The sequence below is a fragment of the Variovorax pasteuri genome, assembly GCF_051216435.1.
GTDB lineage: Bacteria > Pseudomonadota > Gammaproteobacteria > Burkholderiales > Burkholderiaceae_C > Variovorax.
This window is the reverse complement of record NZ_JBPJZS010000013.1, coordinates 76,134-92,240: the sequence shown is the minus strand read 5'-3', so window position 1 is coordinate 92,240 and position 16,107 is coordinate 76,134. Positions and strand designations below refer to the sequence as shown.

The 16,107-nt window shown below is 69.2% G+C and carries 16 protein-coding genes; 9 read left to right on the top strand and 7 right to left on the bottom strand.

Translation table 11 applies throughout. The features are described 5' to 3' along the window. Positions 1–14: 14 nt before the first annotated feature. From ACSFBM_RS31100 to ACSFBM_RS31080, 5 genes are read left to right on the top strand one after another with little or no spacing between them, the layout of a single operon-like run. On the top strand, positions 15–818 hold the full coding sequence (locus ACSFBM_RS31100) for an IclR family transcriptional regulator (RefSeq protein ID WP_435487834.1): 804 nt from the start codon (positions 15–17) through the stop codon (positions 816–818). Beyond that, positions 815–1,813, top strand: a complete 999-nt coding sequence (locus ACSFBM_RS31095; RefSeq protein ID WP_435487833.1) for a tripartite tricarboxylate transporter substrate binding protein — start codon at positions 815–817, stop codon at positions 1,811–1,813. The genes ACSFBM_RS31100 and ACSFBM_RS31095 overlap by 4 nt, the downstream gene beginning before the upstream one ends. An 18-nt stretch (positions 1,814–1,831) precedes the next feature. Next, positions 1,832–3,265: an acylating sulfoacetaldehyde dehydrogenase gene (sauS, locus tag ACSFBM_RS31090; RefSeq protein ID WP_435487832.1), complete on the top strand. Its 1,434-nt coding sequence runs from the start codon at positions 1,832–1,834 to the stop codon at positions 3,263–3,265. A 2-nt stretch (positions 3,266–3,267) separates the two neighbouring features. Further along, positions 3,268–4,785, top strand: coding sequence for an AMP-binding protein (locus ACSFBM_RS31085; protein ID WP_435487831.1), 1,518 nt, complete (start codon positions 3,268–3,270; stop codon positions 4,783–4,785). Then, entirely contained in the window at positions 4,782–5,579 is a 798-nt protein-coding gene (locus ACSFBM_RS31080; RefSeq protein WP_435487830.1) for a sulfite exporter TauE/SafE family protein, read from the top strand. The genes ACSFBM_RS31085 and ACSFBM_RS31080 overlap by 4 nt, the downstream gene beginning before the upstream one ends. Positions 5,580–5,615: 36 nt before the next feature. Here ACSFBM_RS31080 and ACSFBM_RS31075 read toward each other — a convergent pair whose 3' ends face one another. Continuing rightward, positions 5,616–6,827 carry a DUF2252 domain-containing protein gene (locus ACSFBM_RS31075; RefSeq protein ID WP_435487829.1) on the bottom strand — a complete coding sequence of 404 codons (1,212 nt, stop codon included), beginning with the start codon at positions 6,825–6,827 and terminating at the stop codon, positions 5,616–5,618. 175 nt (positions 6,828–7,002) lie between these two features. Between ACSFBM_RS31075 and ACSFBM_RS31070 the strand changes: the two genes are divergently transcribed. Continuing rightward, positions 7,003–7,329, top strand: coding sequence for a hypothetical protein (locus ACSFBM_RS31070; protein WP_435487828.1), 327 nt, complete (start codon positions 7,003–7,005; stop codon positions 7,327–7,329). Positions 7,330–7,480: 151 nt separating this feature from the next. Further along, a complete protein-coding gene (locus ACSFBM_RS31065; protein ID WP_435487827.1) occupies positions 7,481–7,924 on the top strand; it encodes a hypothetical protein in 444 nt (147 codons plus the stop codon). 40 nt (positions 7,925–7,964) lie between these two features. Here ACSFBM_RS31065 and ACSFBM_RS31060 read toward each other — a convergent pair whose 3' ends face one another. After that, positions 7,965–8,765, bottom strand: coding sequence for an IclR family transcriptional regulator (locus tag ACSFBM_RS31060; protein ID WP_435487826.1), 801 nt, complete (start codon positions 8,763–8,765; stop codon positions 7,965–7,967). Between the two features lie 114 nt (positions 8,766–8,879). On the opposite strand from ACSFBM_RS31060, the gene ACSFBM_RS31055 reads away from it, so the two are divergent. Next, positions 8,880–10,505, top strand: coding sequence for a GMC family oxidoreductase (locus ACSFBM_RS31055; protein WP_435487825.1), 1,626 nt, complete (start codon positions 8,880–8,882; stop codon positions 10,503–10,505). A gap of 56 nt (positions 10,506–10,561) precedes the next feature. Continuing rightward, positions 10,562–11,875 (top strand): MFS transporter, encoded by a 1,314-nt coding sequence (locus tag ACSFBM_RS31050; protein ID WP_435487824.1) that lies wholly within the window; start codon positions 10,562–10,564, stop codon positions 11,873–11,875. Here ACSFBM_RS31050 and ACSFBM_RS31045 read toward each other — a convergent pair. From ACSFBM_RS31045 to ACSFBM_RS31025, 5 genes are all read right to left on the bottom strand, one after another. Beyond that, positions 11,867–12,877, bottom strand: coding sequence for an alpha/beta fold hydrolase (locus ACSFBM_RS31045; protein WP_435487823.1), 1,011 nt, complete (start codon positions 12,875–12,877; stop codon positions 11,867–11,869). The genes ACSFBM_RS31050 and ACSFBM_RS31045 overlap by 9 nt on opposite strands. A 7-nt stretch (positions 12,878–12,884) precedes the next feature. Next, entirely contained in the window at positions 12,885–13,331 is a 447-nt protein-coding gene (locus ACSFBM_RS31040) for a hypothetical protein (protein WP_435487822.1), read from the bottom strand. Between the two features lie 139 nt (positions 13,332–13,470). Continuing rightward, on the bottom strand, positions 13,471–14,139 hold the full coding sequence (locus tag ACSFBM_RS31035) for a DUF6134 family protein (RefSeq protein WP_435487821.1): 669 nt from the start codon (positions 14,137–14,139) through the stop codon (positions 13,471–13,473). After that, positions 14,136–14,936: a DUF1295 domain-containing protein gene (locus tag ACSFBM_RS31030; protein ID WP_435487820.1), complete on the bottom strand. Its 801-nt coding sequence runs from the start codon at positions 14,934–14,936 to the stop codon at positions 14,136–14,138. Before ACSFBM_RS31030 ends, ACSFBM_RS31035 begins: the two co-directional genes overlap by 4 nt. After that, positions 14,933–15,976: an SAM-dependent methyltransferase gene (locus ACSFBM_RS31025; RefSeq protein ID WP_435487819.1), complete on the bottom strand. Its 1,044-nt coding sequence runs from the start codon at positions 15,974–15,976 to the stop codon at positions 14,933–14,935. Before ACSFBM_RS31025 ends, ACSFBM_RS31030 begins: the two co-directional genes overlap by 4 nt. Positions 15,977–16,107: the final 131 nt, after the last annotated feature.

Below are 16,107 nucleotides of genomic sequence, written 5' to 3'. Positions count from 1 at the left end.
CCAGAGACAAACCCATGGATTCCACGCTTGCCAAGGGCCTTGCCGCCCTCGAATGGATGGCACGCCTGCAGCGCGACTGCCGCGTCACCGATCTGGCCCAGGCCTTCGGCATGGCGCGCAGCAACGCGCACCGCACATTGCAGACACTCGTCGAATGCGGCTGGGCCGTGCAAGACCCCGGCACCAGCGCCTACCGCCCCAGCCTCAAGCTCTTCGAACTGGGCGCCTTGGTCGGCGAGGCCGCCGATGTGGGGGCCCTGCTTCGACCGCACCTGGCCGCGCTGGCGCAGGCCACGGGCGAGACCATCCACCTGGCCGTGCTCGACGGCGCCGACATCGTCTACCTCGACAAGTTCGACAGCCCCCTGCCCGTGGCCGCGTACTCCCGCGTCGGCGGCCGGGCCCCGGCGTACTGCGTGGCCTCGGGCAAGGCGCTGCTGGCGGCCGCGTCGCTCGATGCCGCCGCGCTGCGGCAACGCCTCGGGGCGCTGGTGGCACACACCGGGAACAGCATCACCGACATCGATGCCCTTCTTCTGGAACTGGCGCGCACACGCACACGCGGCTATGCAGAGAACCGCGAGGAATGGCGCCTGGGCGTGTGCGGCCTCGGCGCGCCGGTGTTCAACGCACGCGGCGAAGCGGTCGCGGCCGTGGGCATGAGCGTGCCGTCGATCCGCTTCGCACGCACGCAGGCGCGCCTGCTGGCCGGGCGCCTCACGGCCTGCGCGCGCGACGCCAGCCTCACGCTGGGCTACCGCGCGCGTGCGGCGGCAGGCCCCTTGGCGGACACCCCGAAGAAAAGGAGACTCGAATGACGCTGTTCTTCACCTCCCGCCTGCGCCCCCTGCTGTGGGCCGCGGCCGCGATCCCGGCGCTGCTGGCGCCCCTGTCCTCACACGCCGACACCGGCGCCGACTACCCCGCAAAACCGATCCGCCTGGTGGTGCCCTACCCGCCCGGTGGCGGCACCGACGTCATCGCGCGCATCGTGCAGGAGCGCTTCCAGACGCTGCTGGGCCAGCCGGTGCTCATCGACAACCGCGGCGGCGCGGCCGGCTCCATCGGCACCGAGCTGGTCGCCAAGTCGGCGCCCGACGGCTACACGGTGCTGTTCACGCTGTCGTCGCACACCATCAACCCGGCCATCTACAACAAGCTGGGCTTCGACACCGCGAAAGACTTCGCACCGGTCGCCATGGTCGCCTCGCTGCCGCAGATCCTGGTGGCCAACATGCAGTTTCCGGCCAGCACGGTGGCCGAACTGGTGGCCATGGCCAAGGCCAAGCCCGACAGCATTTCCTTCGCCTCGGTCGGCAACGGCTCGCCCGGGCACCTGGCCGGCGAGCTGCTGAAGCTGCGCACCGGCACCCAGATGACGCACATTCCCTACCGCGGCGGCGGCCCCGCCGTGACCGACGTGATGGGCGGGCAGGTGCCGCTGCTGTGGGTGTCCATTCCGGCCGCGGCGCAGTTCGTGAAGGCCGGCAAGCTGAAGGCGCTCGCGGTGTCGACCACCCGGCGCAGTGCGGCCTTCCCCGACGTGCCCACCATGCAGGAAGCCGGCATTGCCGACTTCGACGTCGACTCCTGGTACGCCGTGTTCGTGCCCGCGAAGACGCCACAACCCGCCATCGACAAGCTCAACCGCGTGATCAACACCGTGGTGAAGGAACCCGACATCCGCGACAAGCTGCTGGCCCAGGGCAGCGAAGGCGTCGGCGGCACGCCCGAACAGCTGGGCAAGGTTGTCACCACCGAACTCGTGCGCTGGCAAAAACTGGCGAAAGAGGCAAACATCAAGGTCGATTGACCGACACGGACAGACGCCATGGAACATTCAAATCCCTGCCCCATCGCCGAACTCGTGGCGCGCGCGCGCGCCGCACAGCGCATCTACGAAACCTGGTCGCAGGCGCAGGTCGACACCGCCGTGGTCGCGGCCGGCTGGGCCATCGTCGAGCCGGCGCGCAACCGCGAACTGGCCGAGCTGGCGGTGGCCGACACCGGCGTGGGCAACGTCGAGGACAAGGTGCGCAAGAACCACCGCAAGACCTTCGGCCTGCTGCGCGACCTGCACGGGGCGCGCTCGGTCGGCGTGATTGCCGAAGACCCGGCACGCGGCATCGTCGAGATCGCACGGCCCGTGGGCGTGGTCTGCGCCATCACGCCCTCGACCAACCCGGGCGCCACGCCGGCCAACAAGATCATCAACGCGCTCAAGGGGCGCAACGCGGTCATCGTGGCGCCCTCGCCCAAGGGCTGGTCGACGGCGGCGCGGCTCATCGCGTTCATCCACGCGCAGTTCGACCGCATCGGAGCGCCGCGCGACCTGGTGCAGTTGCTGCCGTCGCCCGTCAACAAGCAATCGACCACCGAGCTGATGCGGCTGTGCGACCTGGTGGTGGCCACCGGCTCGCAGGCCAACGTGCGCGCGGCCTATGCGAGCGGCACCCCGGCCTTCGGCGTGGGCGCGGGCAACGTGGCCGGCATCGTGGACGAAACGGCCGACGTGGTGGCCGCGGCCGACCGCATCGTGCGCTCCAAGACCTTCGACAACGCGACCAGCTGCTCGTCGGAGAACAGCCTGGTCATCGTCGATGCGGTGCGCGCGCAGATGCTCGCCGCGCTGAAGGACCGGGGCGCAGTGATGCTCGCCGCCCCGCAGAAAGCCACGCTGCAGGCGCTGATGTGGCCGCAAGGAAAACTCTCGCCCGCCGTCATCGGCCAGTCGGCGCGCGCCATCGCCGAACGCGCGGCGGAGGTGGACGGCGCAAACCGCGCGGCGTGGCAGGCCATTGCCGAGGCCGACCCGCGCATCCTCATGGTGGCCGAAGATGGCGTGGGCCACGACCATCCGTTCTCCGGCGAGAAGCTCAGCCCGGTGCTCGCGGTGTACGCCGCGCCCGACTTCGCGCACGCCATGGCCACCGTCGAGCGCATCTACGCGTACGAAGGCGCCGGCCACTCGGTGGGCCTGCACAGCGCGGTGCCCGAACGCGCGCTCACGCTCGGGCTCACGCTGCCGGTGGCTCGCGTGATCGTCGACCAGGCGCACTGCATCGCCACCGGCGGCAGCTTCGACAACGGCCTGCCGTTCTCTCTGTCGATGGGCTGCGGCACCTGGGGCAAGAACAACTTCTCGGACAACATGAACTACCGCCACTACCTGAACATCACGCGCGTGTCGCGGCCGATTCCGGAGGTGGTGCCGACCGAGGAGCAGATCTTCGGCGCGTTCTTCGCCGCGCACGGCGCCAACTGAGCATGGCGGCGCCGGCCCTCACCGTTCATGCGCTGATCGAGCAGCAGGCGCTTCGCCAGCCGCACGCGGTGTATGCGCGCGCCACCGAGTCCGAGCGGCATCTCGGCTACGGTGAACTCGCGCGCGCATGCCGCCGCGTTGCCGCGGTGCTGGAGGGGCATGGCATGCAGGCGGGAGACACCGTCTCGGTCGTCATGCCCAACGGCCTGCAGACCCTGCGGGTGCTGCTGGGTGCGATGCACGGCGGCTTCTGCGTGAACCCCGTCAACCTGCTGTCGCAGCCCGAGCAGATGCGCTACGTGCTCGCGCATTCCGACTGCCGCGTGGTCTGCGTCGCGCCCGAATGGGAAGCGCGCGTGCGCGAGATCGTGCACGGCTTTGGCCGGCCGGTGAAGGTGATCGTGGCGGACCCCGAAGGCGATGCCTTGCCGGACGAAGGAGAAATGGCGCAGGCGGCCTCGCCGCCCTCGCCCGACGCCGTCGCGTTGCTGATGTACACCTCGGGCACCACCGGCATGCCAAAGGGCGTGATGCTCACGCAGCGCAACCTCGCGGCCAATGCGCACGCCATCAGCGCCGAGCACGCACTGCAGCCGTCGGACCGCGTGCTTGCGGTGCTGCCGCTGTATCACATCAACGCCTTTGCAGTGACCATGCTCGCGCCGCTGGCGCACGGCGGCAGCCTGGCGATGCCGCCGAGGTTCTCGGCCGGCCGTTTCTGGGCGCAGGCCACGCGCGCGCAGTGCAGCTGGATCAACGTGGTGCCCACCATGATCTCGTACCTGCTCGAAGGTGCGAAGCCGCCGCTGGCGCAGACGCTGGCCATTCGCTTCTGCCGCTCGGCCTCGGCCGCGCTGCCGCCCGAGCACCACCGCGCCTTCGAGCAGATGTTCGGCATCGGCATCGTCGAGACCATGGGGCTCACCGAGACGGCCGCGCCCGCGTTCTCGAACCCGATGGACCCGGCCGCGCGCAAGCTCGGCTCGGTGGGCCGCGCCTCGGGCTGCATGGCCGGCGTGGTCGATGCCCAGCTGGCGGCCGTGCCCGACGGCGTGACCGGCGAGCTCGTGATCCGCGGGCCCCAGGTGATGCTGGGCTACTACAAGAACGAGGCAGCCACCCGCGCCGCCTTCACGCCCGACGGCTGGCTGCGCACCGGCGACCTGGGTTACCGCGACGCGGACGGCTTTTTCTTCGTCACCGGCCGCATCAAGGAACTGATCATCAAGGGCGGCGAGAACATCGCGCCGCGCGAGATCGACGAGGCGCTGCTGCGCCACCCCGCCGTGCGCGAAGCCGCCGCCGTGGGTGTGCCCGACCGCCACTACGGCCAGGAGATCGGCGTGTGCATCGTGCTGCGCGAAGGCTGCGCCTGCACCGAGGAAGAGCTGCGCGAGTTCAGCGCCGCCGCGCTCGGCCGCTACAAGGCGCCCGGCCACTACCGCTTCGTGCGCGACCTGCCGCGCGGGCCTTCCGGAAAGGTGCAGCGCCTTAAGCTGCTGCCGCTGTTCGAGGCATGACGGCGGCCGAACTGCTGGTGCCGCCGCTGGCCCCGGCCACGCTGGCCTACAGCCTGTGCGTGGTGTTCGCGGCCGGCATCGTGCGCGGCTTCGCGGGCTTCGGCTTCTCGGCCATCACGGTGGCCGGCATGTCGCTGGTGGTGTCGCCCGCGCTGGTGGTGCCCGCGATCTTCATGCTGGAGATTCTTGCGAGCCTGAGCCAGCTGCGCGGCATTGCGCGCGACATCGACATGCCGTGGCTGAGCTGGCTGATGCTGGGCAACCTGGTCTGCATTCCGCTGGGCGTGGCGCTGCTCGCCTGGCTGCCCGAGACGCCGCTGCGCCTGCTGATCGGTGTGCTGCTGATGGCGGCCGCGCTGCTGCTGCGCGCGGGCGCACACCTCACGCTGGTGCCCACGCGCGGCGTGCGGCTGGCCGCGGGCCTGGCGTCGGGGTTCATCAACGGCGTGGCGGCCATCGGCGGCATTGCGATCGCGGTGCTGCTGAGCACCGCGAAGATGGCGCCGGCCGCCTTGCGCGCCACGCTCATTGCGCTGCTGCTGTTCAGCGACGTGGTGTCGCTGGTGTGCGCGGCGTTGATGCCGTCGCCGGCGCATGCCTCCGGCAACCTCATCGGGCCGGACACGCTCAAGTGGGCGCTGTGGCTCGCACCGGCAATGCTCGCGGGCATCTGGTACGGGCAGCGCTCGTTCAAGGGTGTGTCGCCGGCGCAGTTCAGGCGGCATGTGCTGAACCTGCTTATTGCGCTGGCGGCGGTCAGCGTGGTGCGCGCGCTGGCCAGCGGGTGGGCTTGAGCCCCTGCGCCGGCCCCGAGCCGAGCGCCGGTCCGCTCACGGGGCCATCGCCCCCGCATCGAAAGCCGCACTGTAGGTCTTCCAGTCTTTCTCGACCTGCGCGGCGCATTCGTGGGCAGCCTCGAGCAGGTCCTTGCGCCACGACTTGGCCGAGCCCCCGAAATCGACCAGCGCGTCGGCAACGGCCGATCCCTGCCGGCCCGCGCTGCGCAGCTGCGCCCACGCCACGAGCTGCCCCATCTCGCCGATCACGCCGCGAATCTGCGCAAGGCTGTTGCGGCGGGCATCGAGGCTCACCCGGTCTTCGCTCGGCTGCAGGCCGCGCAGCACATAGGAAGCAGACGTGGCCTTGGCCCCCACGATGGGGTGCAGGAACGCCATCGACGCCGCCTGCATGCGCTGCTGCAGTCCCACCACGCGGTGCGCCTGCGACGGCCACGCGGGCTGCTTCAGCGCGAGGTGCGGCGCGAGCGAAGACGGCAGCGCCTGCTTCAGGTCGAGCAGGTAGTTGCCGTCGGGCGAGCCCTTGCCTTCCACCAGCACGATGTAGCGCTCGACCCCCAGGCTGCCGGTGCCCGCGATGCGCCGCGCCACGTCGAGCACCTTGAAGAAGCCGGGCTTGTCCTGCGAGGCCGCAAAGGTGTCGATGAGCGCCGTCACCTTCGCACGCGCGTCGTCGCTCACGCTCAGCGCGTGCTTGCCGTCGCAGCGAATGACACGGCCGCGCCCCTTCCTGTCGGTGCGCCGGTTGAGAAAGGCCGGCCGCGTGCGCGCCTTGAGGGTGTCCAGCAGTTGCCGGATCAGACCGTCCGCGGTGTCTCGCTCCACCCAGCGGGCCTTGCCGGGCACCAGCGCGGCCGCGTAGGCATCGAGAAAGGTCTTGCACAAGGCATCGGCGTCGCCGGCCGCGCACAGGCTGTCGCCCGCCACCAGGATGCTCGACAGGAAGCGCACCAGCTCCCAGGTGACGGGCGCCAGCGCCGCCTCGTCGAAATCGTTGAGGTCGAAGTACACGAGCCGGTTGTCGCCCTTGTAGCTGCCGAAGTTCTCCAGGTGCGCGTCGCCGCAGAGCCAGCCCGCCGGCGCCTTGGTGAAGAGCGCATCGTTCGGCAGGCGGTCGTAGAAGAGATGGCAGGTGCCCCGCAGGAACACGAAGGCGTTGCTGCGCAGGTTGGCGTACTTCATCGCCAGGCGCTCGGGGTCGCGGCCTGCGTTGAAGTTGCGGATGGCGTCGACGACTTTCGGCATGGGCTCCCCTTGCGCCGCACGCGCACGGCGCGCAGTGCATGGCTGGGAGATTGTGGGCCACGACGGCGCGGGGGTACGGCCCGTCCGGCCCGGCTTGAAGGCGCAAGCCTACAAATTCCGGCGCAGGGACGCCCTAGATTGCTCCATCCTCACCGCTACGCCGCCCCAAGAAACCATGCCCGAAGAACGCAACCCCGATCTGGCCGCCTGGATCGCCGCAGAGACGGCCGCCTACACCGCCATTCACGCGCTCCACCAGCGAACGCAAGGGGGGCGCTTTGCGCCGCCGGACCACCGGATCGAACAGATCGCCCGGTTGCGCAAGGAAGCCGACGTTCGTTTTGCCAGCCTGTGGGGCGCCCTTGGCGCATCCGTTCAAGCCTGCGAGCCTGCTTCTTCGACGCGATCCGCGCATGCCAGCCCGGCCATGTCCCCCGCGGCTCGCACTCGGCGTTCCAAAGGCCTGAGGGCCGCGGCGAGCCACCCGACGTCGGCGCCGTAAAGAGAAGGTTCTACTGGGTCGAAGCGACGTCTTTTCGCCCCGCATTCACCCTGTATATTCGCCCGGCCATCAAGGCACGAGGGCGCTGCCCGCCAAGCGAAAAATGCGGCGGACGGCAGCGCCAAATGAAAAGAAATTCAGGGTGAATCACATGCAGAAAAACACCGGCAGGCTCGCTGCCTTTCTTCCCGCGCTCCCGTTGATCGTTGCGGCCTCCCTTTGGCACGGCAACGCGCAGGCCGACAACGCCGCGCCCGTGCTGAGCTACGGCAAGCTCGTCGAGGCGTACAAGGCCAACCCCAAGGAGGCGGCGGCAAAGTACACGCAGAAGCGCCTGGCATTCAGCGGCCGCGTGATGCGCATGGGCAGCAGCGCGGAGACCACCTATTTCGGCGCGGTGGCCGACGACGGCGCGCAGTTCGACACGCAGTTCGCAGTGAGCGACCAGGAGGCCCTGAAGCCGAAGTTCAAGGACCAGAAGCTGACCCCGTTCCAGCCATCGTCGAGCATCGTGTTCGACTGCCTCAACGAAGGCTTCCTGGCCACCGCCGTGGTGCCATCGCCCAAGCTCACGCAGTGCCGCCTGGTGAAGTAGAAGTCGTCGCCTTCGTGGGCAGCTGGCGCGGCGCGGCTGCTCAGAGCAGCGTTGTCATCTTGCCCGCGGCGGCCTTCAGCGCATCGATGCGCGTCAAGGCATCGGCCATCGACATGCGCGCCGTCGGCGCATGCACCGCCAGCGCGGCGCGCACCGCGCCTTCGGCGTCCCGCACGGGAACGGCCACCGCCACCAGCCCGGCAATGAACTCTTCGCGGTCGCACGCGTAGCCGCCCTTCGCGATGGCCTCGCATTCGGCGCGCAACGCATCGGCCGTCGTCAGCGTGTTGGCGGTCATGCGCTCCAGCGGCAGGCTGTCGACGAGCGCGTCGCGCTCCTTCTTCGGCATCAGCGCCAGGAACAGCTTGCCGCTGGCCGTGCAGTGCAACGGCACGTGCGAGCCCACGTCCAGCGTGAGGCGCAGCGGCCATTGCGCCTCGACGCGGTCGAGGTAGAGCACCCCCGCGCCGTCGAGCGTGGTGAGGTTGCAGGTTTCTCCCACCTCGCGCACCAGTTCCGACAGCACTTCGTGCCGCAGGCCGCGCACCACGCCGTGGTTGAGCGTGTCGAAGGCCAGCTTGCGCAGCGCCGGGCCCACGCTGAAGGAGCGCTCGTCCACGTCGCGCGCCAGGAAGCCGGTGGCCAGCAGTTGCGTGCAGATGCGGTGCGCGGTGCCCTTGGGCAGGCCGAGTTGCGCGGCCAGTTCGGCCAGCGTGAGGGCGCGGCCTTGGTTGGCCAGCAGCGCCAGCAAGCGCAGGCTGCGCTCGGCGGACGAGCCGGAACCGGGCTCCGGCTCCACGGGGGACATCACGGCGGCAGCGGCTCTCGCGGGACGGGGCATGCGGGTAAACCTTAAAAGTGGAACATTGCGTTCCGAAAATCATTGGCCTAGGATGCGGCCGAGCCCCGCGATTGTTCCACTCCCTCACCACAGGATCCCTCCGGACCTCGCCGAATGCCTGACCAAGAGTTCGACTACATCGTCGTCGGCGCCGGCTCCGCCGGCTGCGTGCTGGCCGCCCGGCTCAGCGAAGACCCGGCCACTCGCGTGCTGCTGCTCGAAGCCGGCCCGGCCGACCGCTCGCTGTGGATCCACCTGCCCATCGGCTACGGCAAGACGATGTGGAGCCCCACCTACAACTGGCGCTTCGAAACCGACCCCGATCCCAACATGAACGGCCGGCGCATCTACTGGCCGCGCGGCAAGACGCTGGGCGGCTCAAGCGCCATCAACGGGCTGATCTACATCCGCGGCCAGCGCGAGGACTACGACCACTGGGCCGCGCTCGGCAACGCCGGCTGGGGCTACGACGACGTGCTGCCCTACTTCATCAAGTCCGAGGGCAACCAGCGCGGCGGCGACGCCTTCCATGGCGGGAGCGGGCCGCTGAAGGTGTCCGACATCGCCGCGAAGCACGAGCTGATCGAGGCCTTCATCGGCGGCGCCGAACAGACCGGCGTGCCGCGCACCCGCGACTTCAACGGCGCCGCACAGGAAGGCGCCGGCTACTACCAGCTGACCACGCACAAGGGCTGGCGCTGCAGCACGGCCACGGCCTACCTGACGCCGGCCGTGAAGCGCCGGCCCAACCTGCGCATCGAGACCGAGGCGCTGGCCGGCAAGCTGGTGTTCGAAGGCAAGCGCGCCGCCGGCATCACCTACCGCCAAGGCGGCGAACTGAAGACCGCGCGATGCCGCGCCGAGGTGCTGCTCGCGGCCGGCTCGATCCAGTCGCCGCAACTGCTGCAGCTGTCGGGCATCGGGCCGCGCGCGCTGCTCGAGCGCGTGGGCGTTGCGCTGCGCCACGACCTGCCCGGGGTGGGCGAGAACCTGCAGGACCACCTGCAGATCCGCCTGGGCTACGAGTGCGCCAAGCCCATCACCACCAACGACCAGCTCAACTCCTGGTTCGGCCAGATGGGCATGGGCATGGAATGGCTGCTGCACCGCACCGGCCCGCTGGCCGTGGGCATCAACCAGGGCGGCTGCTTCATGCGCGCGCTGAAGGACGCCCACGGCAAGCCCGTGGCCGCCACGCCCGACATCCAGTTCCATGTGGCCACGCTGTCGGCGGACATGGCGGGCGGCAAGGTGCATCCGTACTCGGGCTTCACCATGTCGGTGTGCCAGCTGCGGCCGGAGTCGCGCGGGCACGTGCGCATTCGCTCGCTCGACGCGGCCGAGCCGCCCGAGATGCAGCCCAACTACCTGGCCACCGCGCTCGACCGCGCGACCACCGTGGCCGGCGTGAAGGCGGCCCGCGCCATCGCCGATGCACCCGCGATGCGGCCCTACGTGAAGCGCGAGGTCAAGCCCGGCCCCGCCGCGGCCAGCGACGAAGACCTGCTCGAGTTCTGCCGCAACAACGGCGCCACCATCTTCCACCCCACCGGCACCTGCCGCATGGGCAGCGACCCGCTCGCCGTGGTCGACGCGCGCCTGCGCGTGCACGGCATCGCGGGCCTGCGCGTGATCGACTGCTCGGCCATGCCCACGCTGGTGTCGGGCAACACCAACGCACCCGCCGTGATGATGGCCGAGAAGGCCGTCGACCTGATCAGGGAGGACGCCAGGCAATAGCAGCACCCGAAGGCCCGAAGAGGCCGTTCAGACAACAACGCATTGGAGACAAACACATGAGCGCAACCGACGAAAAAGCGATTCGCAGGGTGGTCATCTCGGCCCTGGTGGGAGCCACCATCGAGTGGTACGACTTCTTCCTGTACGGCGTGGTGGCCGGCATCGTGTTCAGCAAGCTGTACTTCCCGGGCAGCGACCCGGTGGTGTCGGTCCTGCTGGCCTACACCACCTTTGCCGTGGGCTTCGTCACGCGGCCATTGGGCGGCGTGATCTTCGGCCACTTCGGCGACAAGATCGGCCGCAAGAGCATGCTCATCATCACGCTGATGATCATGGGCGTGGCCACCTTCCTGATCGGGCTGGTGCCCACCTATGCGCAGATCGGCGTCGCCGCACCCATCCTGTTGCTGCTGCTTCGCATTGCACAGGGCATCGGCCTGGGCGGCGAATGGGGCGGCGCGGTGCTCATGGCGTACGAGTACGCACCGAAGGAAAAGCGCGGCTTCTACGCCTCGCTGCCGCAGATCGGGCTGGCCATCGGGCTGTGCCTGGCCTCGGGCGTGGTGGCGCTGCTGTCGTCGCTGCTGACCGACGCGCAGTTCATGGCCTGGGGCTGGCGCATCGCCTTTCTCATCTCCGGCGTGATGGTGCTGGTGGGCATGTACATCCGCCTGCACGTGCAGGAAACGCCCGAGTTCGCAGCCGTGAAGGCGCGCAACGCCGAGCTGCGCATTCCGTTCATGGACATGATCCGGCGCTACCCGGGCAATGTGCTGAAGGGCATGGGCGCGCGCTACATCGACGGCGTGTTCTTCAACATCTTCGGCGTGTTCTCGATCAACTACCTCACCAGCACGCTCAAGATCAGCCGCACCGACGCGCTGCTGGGCGTGATGGCCGCGGCGGTGGTGATGATCTTCTTCATTCCCTTCTTCGGCCGGCTGTCCGACAGGATCGGCCGGCCCAGGGTGTACATGTGGGGGTCGATCGTCACGGCGGTGTCGGCCTTTCCGGGCTTCTGGCTCATGACGCACAGCGGGGGCAACGTGCTGCTGGTGTGGCTCGCGATCATCGTGCCCTTCGGCATCCTGTATGCGTCGGTGTACGGGCCGGAGGCGGCGCTGTTCTGCGACCTGTTCGACGCGAAGGTGCGCTACACGGGCATCAGCTTCGTCTACCAGTTCTCGGGCATCTTCGCCTCGGGCATCACGCCCATCATCGCGACCGCGCTGCTCAAGTCGGGCGCAGGCGAGCCGTGGCAGATCTGCATGTACGTGCTGTTCGCGGGTGCCGTGTCTGCCCTGTGCGCGTGGCTGATCGGGCGCTCGCCCTCGCCGGCCGACGCACCGCAGGCCTCGGCGTCACGGTGAGGCCCCGGCAGGGGCGGCCGCGCGCACCTGCCGCACCACGGACAGCACCGCATCGGCCACCGCCTCGGGGTCGTCGAACTGGATGTCGTGCCCCGCACCGGGCAGCAGGCGGTGCGTGCCGCGCGTGGACCAGCTGGCGATGTCGTCGTGCATCTGCTTCCACAGCGCCTGCACCTGCACGCCCTGCCCGGGCGTGATCTTCATGCCGCGCAGTTCGCCCTCGGTATAGGGCGCCATCGCCGTGAGCACCACCAGCGGGCGGTTGCCCAGGTCGCGAAAGGCGCCTGCCTCGGCCAGCGTGCGGTCGGTCGCGTCACCCTCGGCCAACTGCGTGCGGAACGACTGCGGTGCAAAGGCGCGAACCGCCTGCAGGTCGTGCGCCGTCTGGTTCGGCGCCTGCGGCACCAGCACCGGTGCCGCCGCGCGCAAGAGCCCCGACCACCCCAGGTTCATGAGGATGCGCGAGCGCAGCGAGCGCGACTCCGTCATGTAGTTCGCCACGCGCGCCACCTGGTCCGGATGCGAGGGGTCGACCAGCACCAGCCCCGCCACCTCGGCGCCGAAGTACCGCGTGAAGGTGACGGCATAAGGTCCGCCGATCGACTGGCCCACCAACACGAACGGGCCGTGTTCGCCGGCGCCGGTCAATGCGGCATGCAGGTCCTGCGCAACCTGCTTCGCAGCGGAAGGCGCATCCGAAGGGTCGCTCCACATCAACCCCGCGCGGCTGTAGGCGCAGGCGCGCGTGTGCGCGGCCACCTTCGGCTGCACGGCCGACCAGCTCAGCGCGCCGTCGACGCTCTGACCCGCCTCGAACACCACGGTGGGCGAGCCCGAGCCCCGGCAATCCAGCTGGATGCGCCGCCCGCCGATGTCGACCATTTGCCCGGGCGGCGGAAAGTCGCGCGCGGCGCGGTAGCGCCCGGCCTGCTCGTACACCACGCCCAGCAGCACGGCCAGCGCCAGAACGGCCACGGCGCCCAGGGCGATGCGCACGGTCACCGGCGCATCACACCGGCGGGAACTGGAAGATCAGCTCCTGCAGCATCGAATGCACCAGTTCGGGCGACCAGAACGGGTCCAGCGTCTTGTCGCCGTGCGCCGGAATGCCGTTTCTCCAGCAGCGCCACGTGGCGTGGACTTCGCCGCTTTCGATGTCGCCGGTAAAGACCACCGCGTTGAGCCGCCCGCCCTGGGCGCCCCAGCGAAAGCCGACATGCGGGGGCGCGTCGCGGCTGAGGCCTTCTTCCCGGTCGACGTAGCACTCGGCCGCGTCGCCGAGCTTGGCGGCAAAGTATTCGGCGAACTCGCAAAAGACGGGATAGGCCAGGTCGTTGAGCCGTTGCGCCATGCGCCGCGCCCGCCGGGCCCGGTCGGCCACGTCCGCGTCCTGGCGAGGCTCGAGGAGCCTTGCGTCGAAGTAGCTGTCGAGCAGCTGGAATTTCGAAACGTTCATCGCTTCCCTTTCGGCATTGCAGATGGTTTGCTGTCTTTGCTTATAAGTACCAGAGCTGAACGCAGCCTGTCTGTGCGCGCCGCCGGGCATTCCAGGGCCGGAACCATGGAATAGTTCACAAAGTACAACTAATGCACACCTACTTGAGCCGATAGCTGAGCTTTCGGTTCCCGCTGACCATGGAATCGAGCCCCAGCCATTCGCCCTGCGGCGAATACCAGACGTCGATGGGTTGCGCGTCGGTCGCAATGCGCCATCGCGTGGCGGCCACCTGCTGGCCGCGCACCTCGACGGTGCCGTTGCCGGCGCGGCTGACCTTCACCGCCTCGAACTTGCCGCTCTGCGCGTTCAGCAGCTTGTCCTGCGTGCGGATGGCCGGGTTCCAGTAAGCGAAGCTCATCACGCAGCCTTCGAGCGACTGCGTGCCCTTGGGCGTGGTCACGGCCAGCGCGTTGTCGCCCGCCGCCTCGGCGTTCACCCGCTCGGGGGTGCCGTCGTCGTCGGTCCTCGAGCTCAGGCGCCTGAGGCAATCGCCGCGCCACATCTCGGTGGCGTTGTGCTGGTAGCGGTACACCGTCACGCCCAGCAGCTTGACCGCGAAGCGCGCGTCGCTGGTGAGCTTGCGCTCGTCGCCGGAGGTGGCCAGCGCGAAGCGGTGCTCGCCGATGGGCGCATCGTCCAGCAGCACGCGGAAGTCCCATTCGCCGCCGGTGGGCCCGGCGGCCGACGCCGTGGCCGCTCCGTTCCAGAGTGCGGCCAATGCGGCCAGTGCGGCCACCACGAGAACCCAGTGCTTGTTGTTTCTCATGACGCCTTGTGGTTGCCGCGCGCCGGCCCCGGAAGAAAGGCATTGGTGCGCGCGATGTAGTCGCGGTACGCCGGGCGGCGCTCGCCGATGTCGCCTTCGAGCATGCGCACGCCCGACACCTTCAGCAGCAGCCAGGTCATGAGCAGCGGCGACACCACGCTCCACGCGCCGCTCCAGCCCGCCCCGCCCATGGCCATGAGCCACAGCCCCCACCAGACGCAGGTTTCGCCGAAGTAGTTGGGGTGCCGGGTGTAGCGCCACAGGCCGCGGTCCATCACCTGCCCCTTGCTCTTGGGGTCGGCCTTGAAGCGCGCCATCTGCGCGTCGCCGATCGCCTCGAAGAAGGTGCCGAACAGCGCCAGCGCGATGCCCAGCGCGTCGAGCGCGCCCAGCGCACGCGGTGCCGTCATGCCCGGCAGGAACGGCGCGGACACGACCCAGGCCAGCACCGCCTGCAACGCGAACACCAGGTACAGGCTCTTGAAGCCGAAATTCGGCTGGTTGCGCGCGCGGATCGCCTGGTAGCGCCGGTCTTCCCCGTGCCCCCAGTTGCGCCAGGTGATGTACAGGCACAGCCGCACCGCCCACGCCGCGCCGATCACCGCCATGCACAGGCCGCGCACCGTCTGCACCGGCAGCAGCGCGAAATAGACCAGCCCCGCACCCACGATGCACAGGGGCCACATGCGGTCGATCAGGCTGGCGTCGCGGCGCACCAGGCTGGCCACCCAGGTCAGGAACGCGAGCGACGCGGTCAGTGCCAGCCCGGCCAGGGCCACTTCCATGAAACCGCTCATGCGCGGCGCTCGAACAGGTAGTGGCTGACCCACCAGCGCTGGCCGTTGTCAAAGCCGAACAACTCGGCCACCGACATGAAGAACAGCCGCCAGCGCGTCCACCAGATGTTCGCGTCGGCGCCGTAGGTGGCCTGGAACAGCGGGCGCAGCGTGTCGCGGCGCTCGTCCATGTTGCGCAGCCAAGCCTCGGCCGTGCGCTGGTAGTGGCTGCCTTCCCAGCGCCAGCGGCGCAGCAGGCGCAGGTCGTCCTGGCAGTGCAGCGCCAGGTCGTCGCTGGGCATCATGCCGCCGGAGAAGAAGTACTTGCTCATCCAGTCGCTGGGGTCGCGCACCTCGAAAGGGTACGGCGCCTCCCGGTGGGCGAACACGTGCATGAAGAACTTGCCGCCCGGCTTGAGCCAGCGCGCCACGTTGGCAAAGGCCTGCGGCCAGTTGCGCAGGTGCTCGAACATCTCGACCGACACCACGCGGTCGAAGCGCTGGTCGGTGTCGAACACGTTGATGTCGCGGGTCAGCACGCGCACGTTGCGAAGGCCGCGCTGCGCCGCTTGCGCCTCGATGTATTCACGCTGCGAATTGGAGTTGGACAGCGCGGTGATCCGGCTGTTGGGGTAGTGCGCCGCCATCCACAGCGTGAGCGAGCCCCAGCCGCAGCCCAGCTCCATCACGTCCTGCCCATCGGCCAGGTCGGCCCGTTCGCAGGTGGCGGCCAGCGCCGCGAACTCGGCCTGCTCCAGTGTCTGCGTGCCTTCCGGCCAGTAGCAGCTGCTGTATTTGCGGTGGTTTCCCAGCACTTCGCCGAAGAAGGCGGCGGGCACTTCGTAATGCTGTTCGTTGGCCTTCTCGGGCAGCGGCGCCAGGTTGGCCTTGCCCATGCGGGCGACGAAGTCCTGCGTCAGCTCGGCCACGGCCAGCGCGTTGCCCGCCTGCAGCTCGTGGAGCCGGTCTTTCAGCAGGCGGCGAATGCCGCGGCGAACCACGGTGTCGGGCACCAGGCCCTTTTCGACCCAGCGAATGGCGAATGCGATGTCCTGCGGCATGACTGTTCCTCGATAGCGGCACGTCGATGCGCGTGCCATAGGCACCTGTACGTGGCGGCAGGGGTTTTGGATGAGGCCGGGCCATTTTCGAGCGGCAACGCGGCTTGCGCCTCGGCAGCGCCACCGTTTTG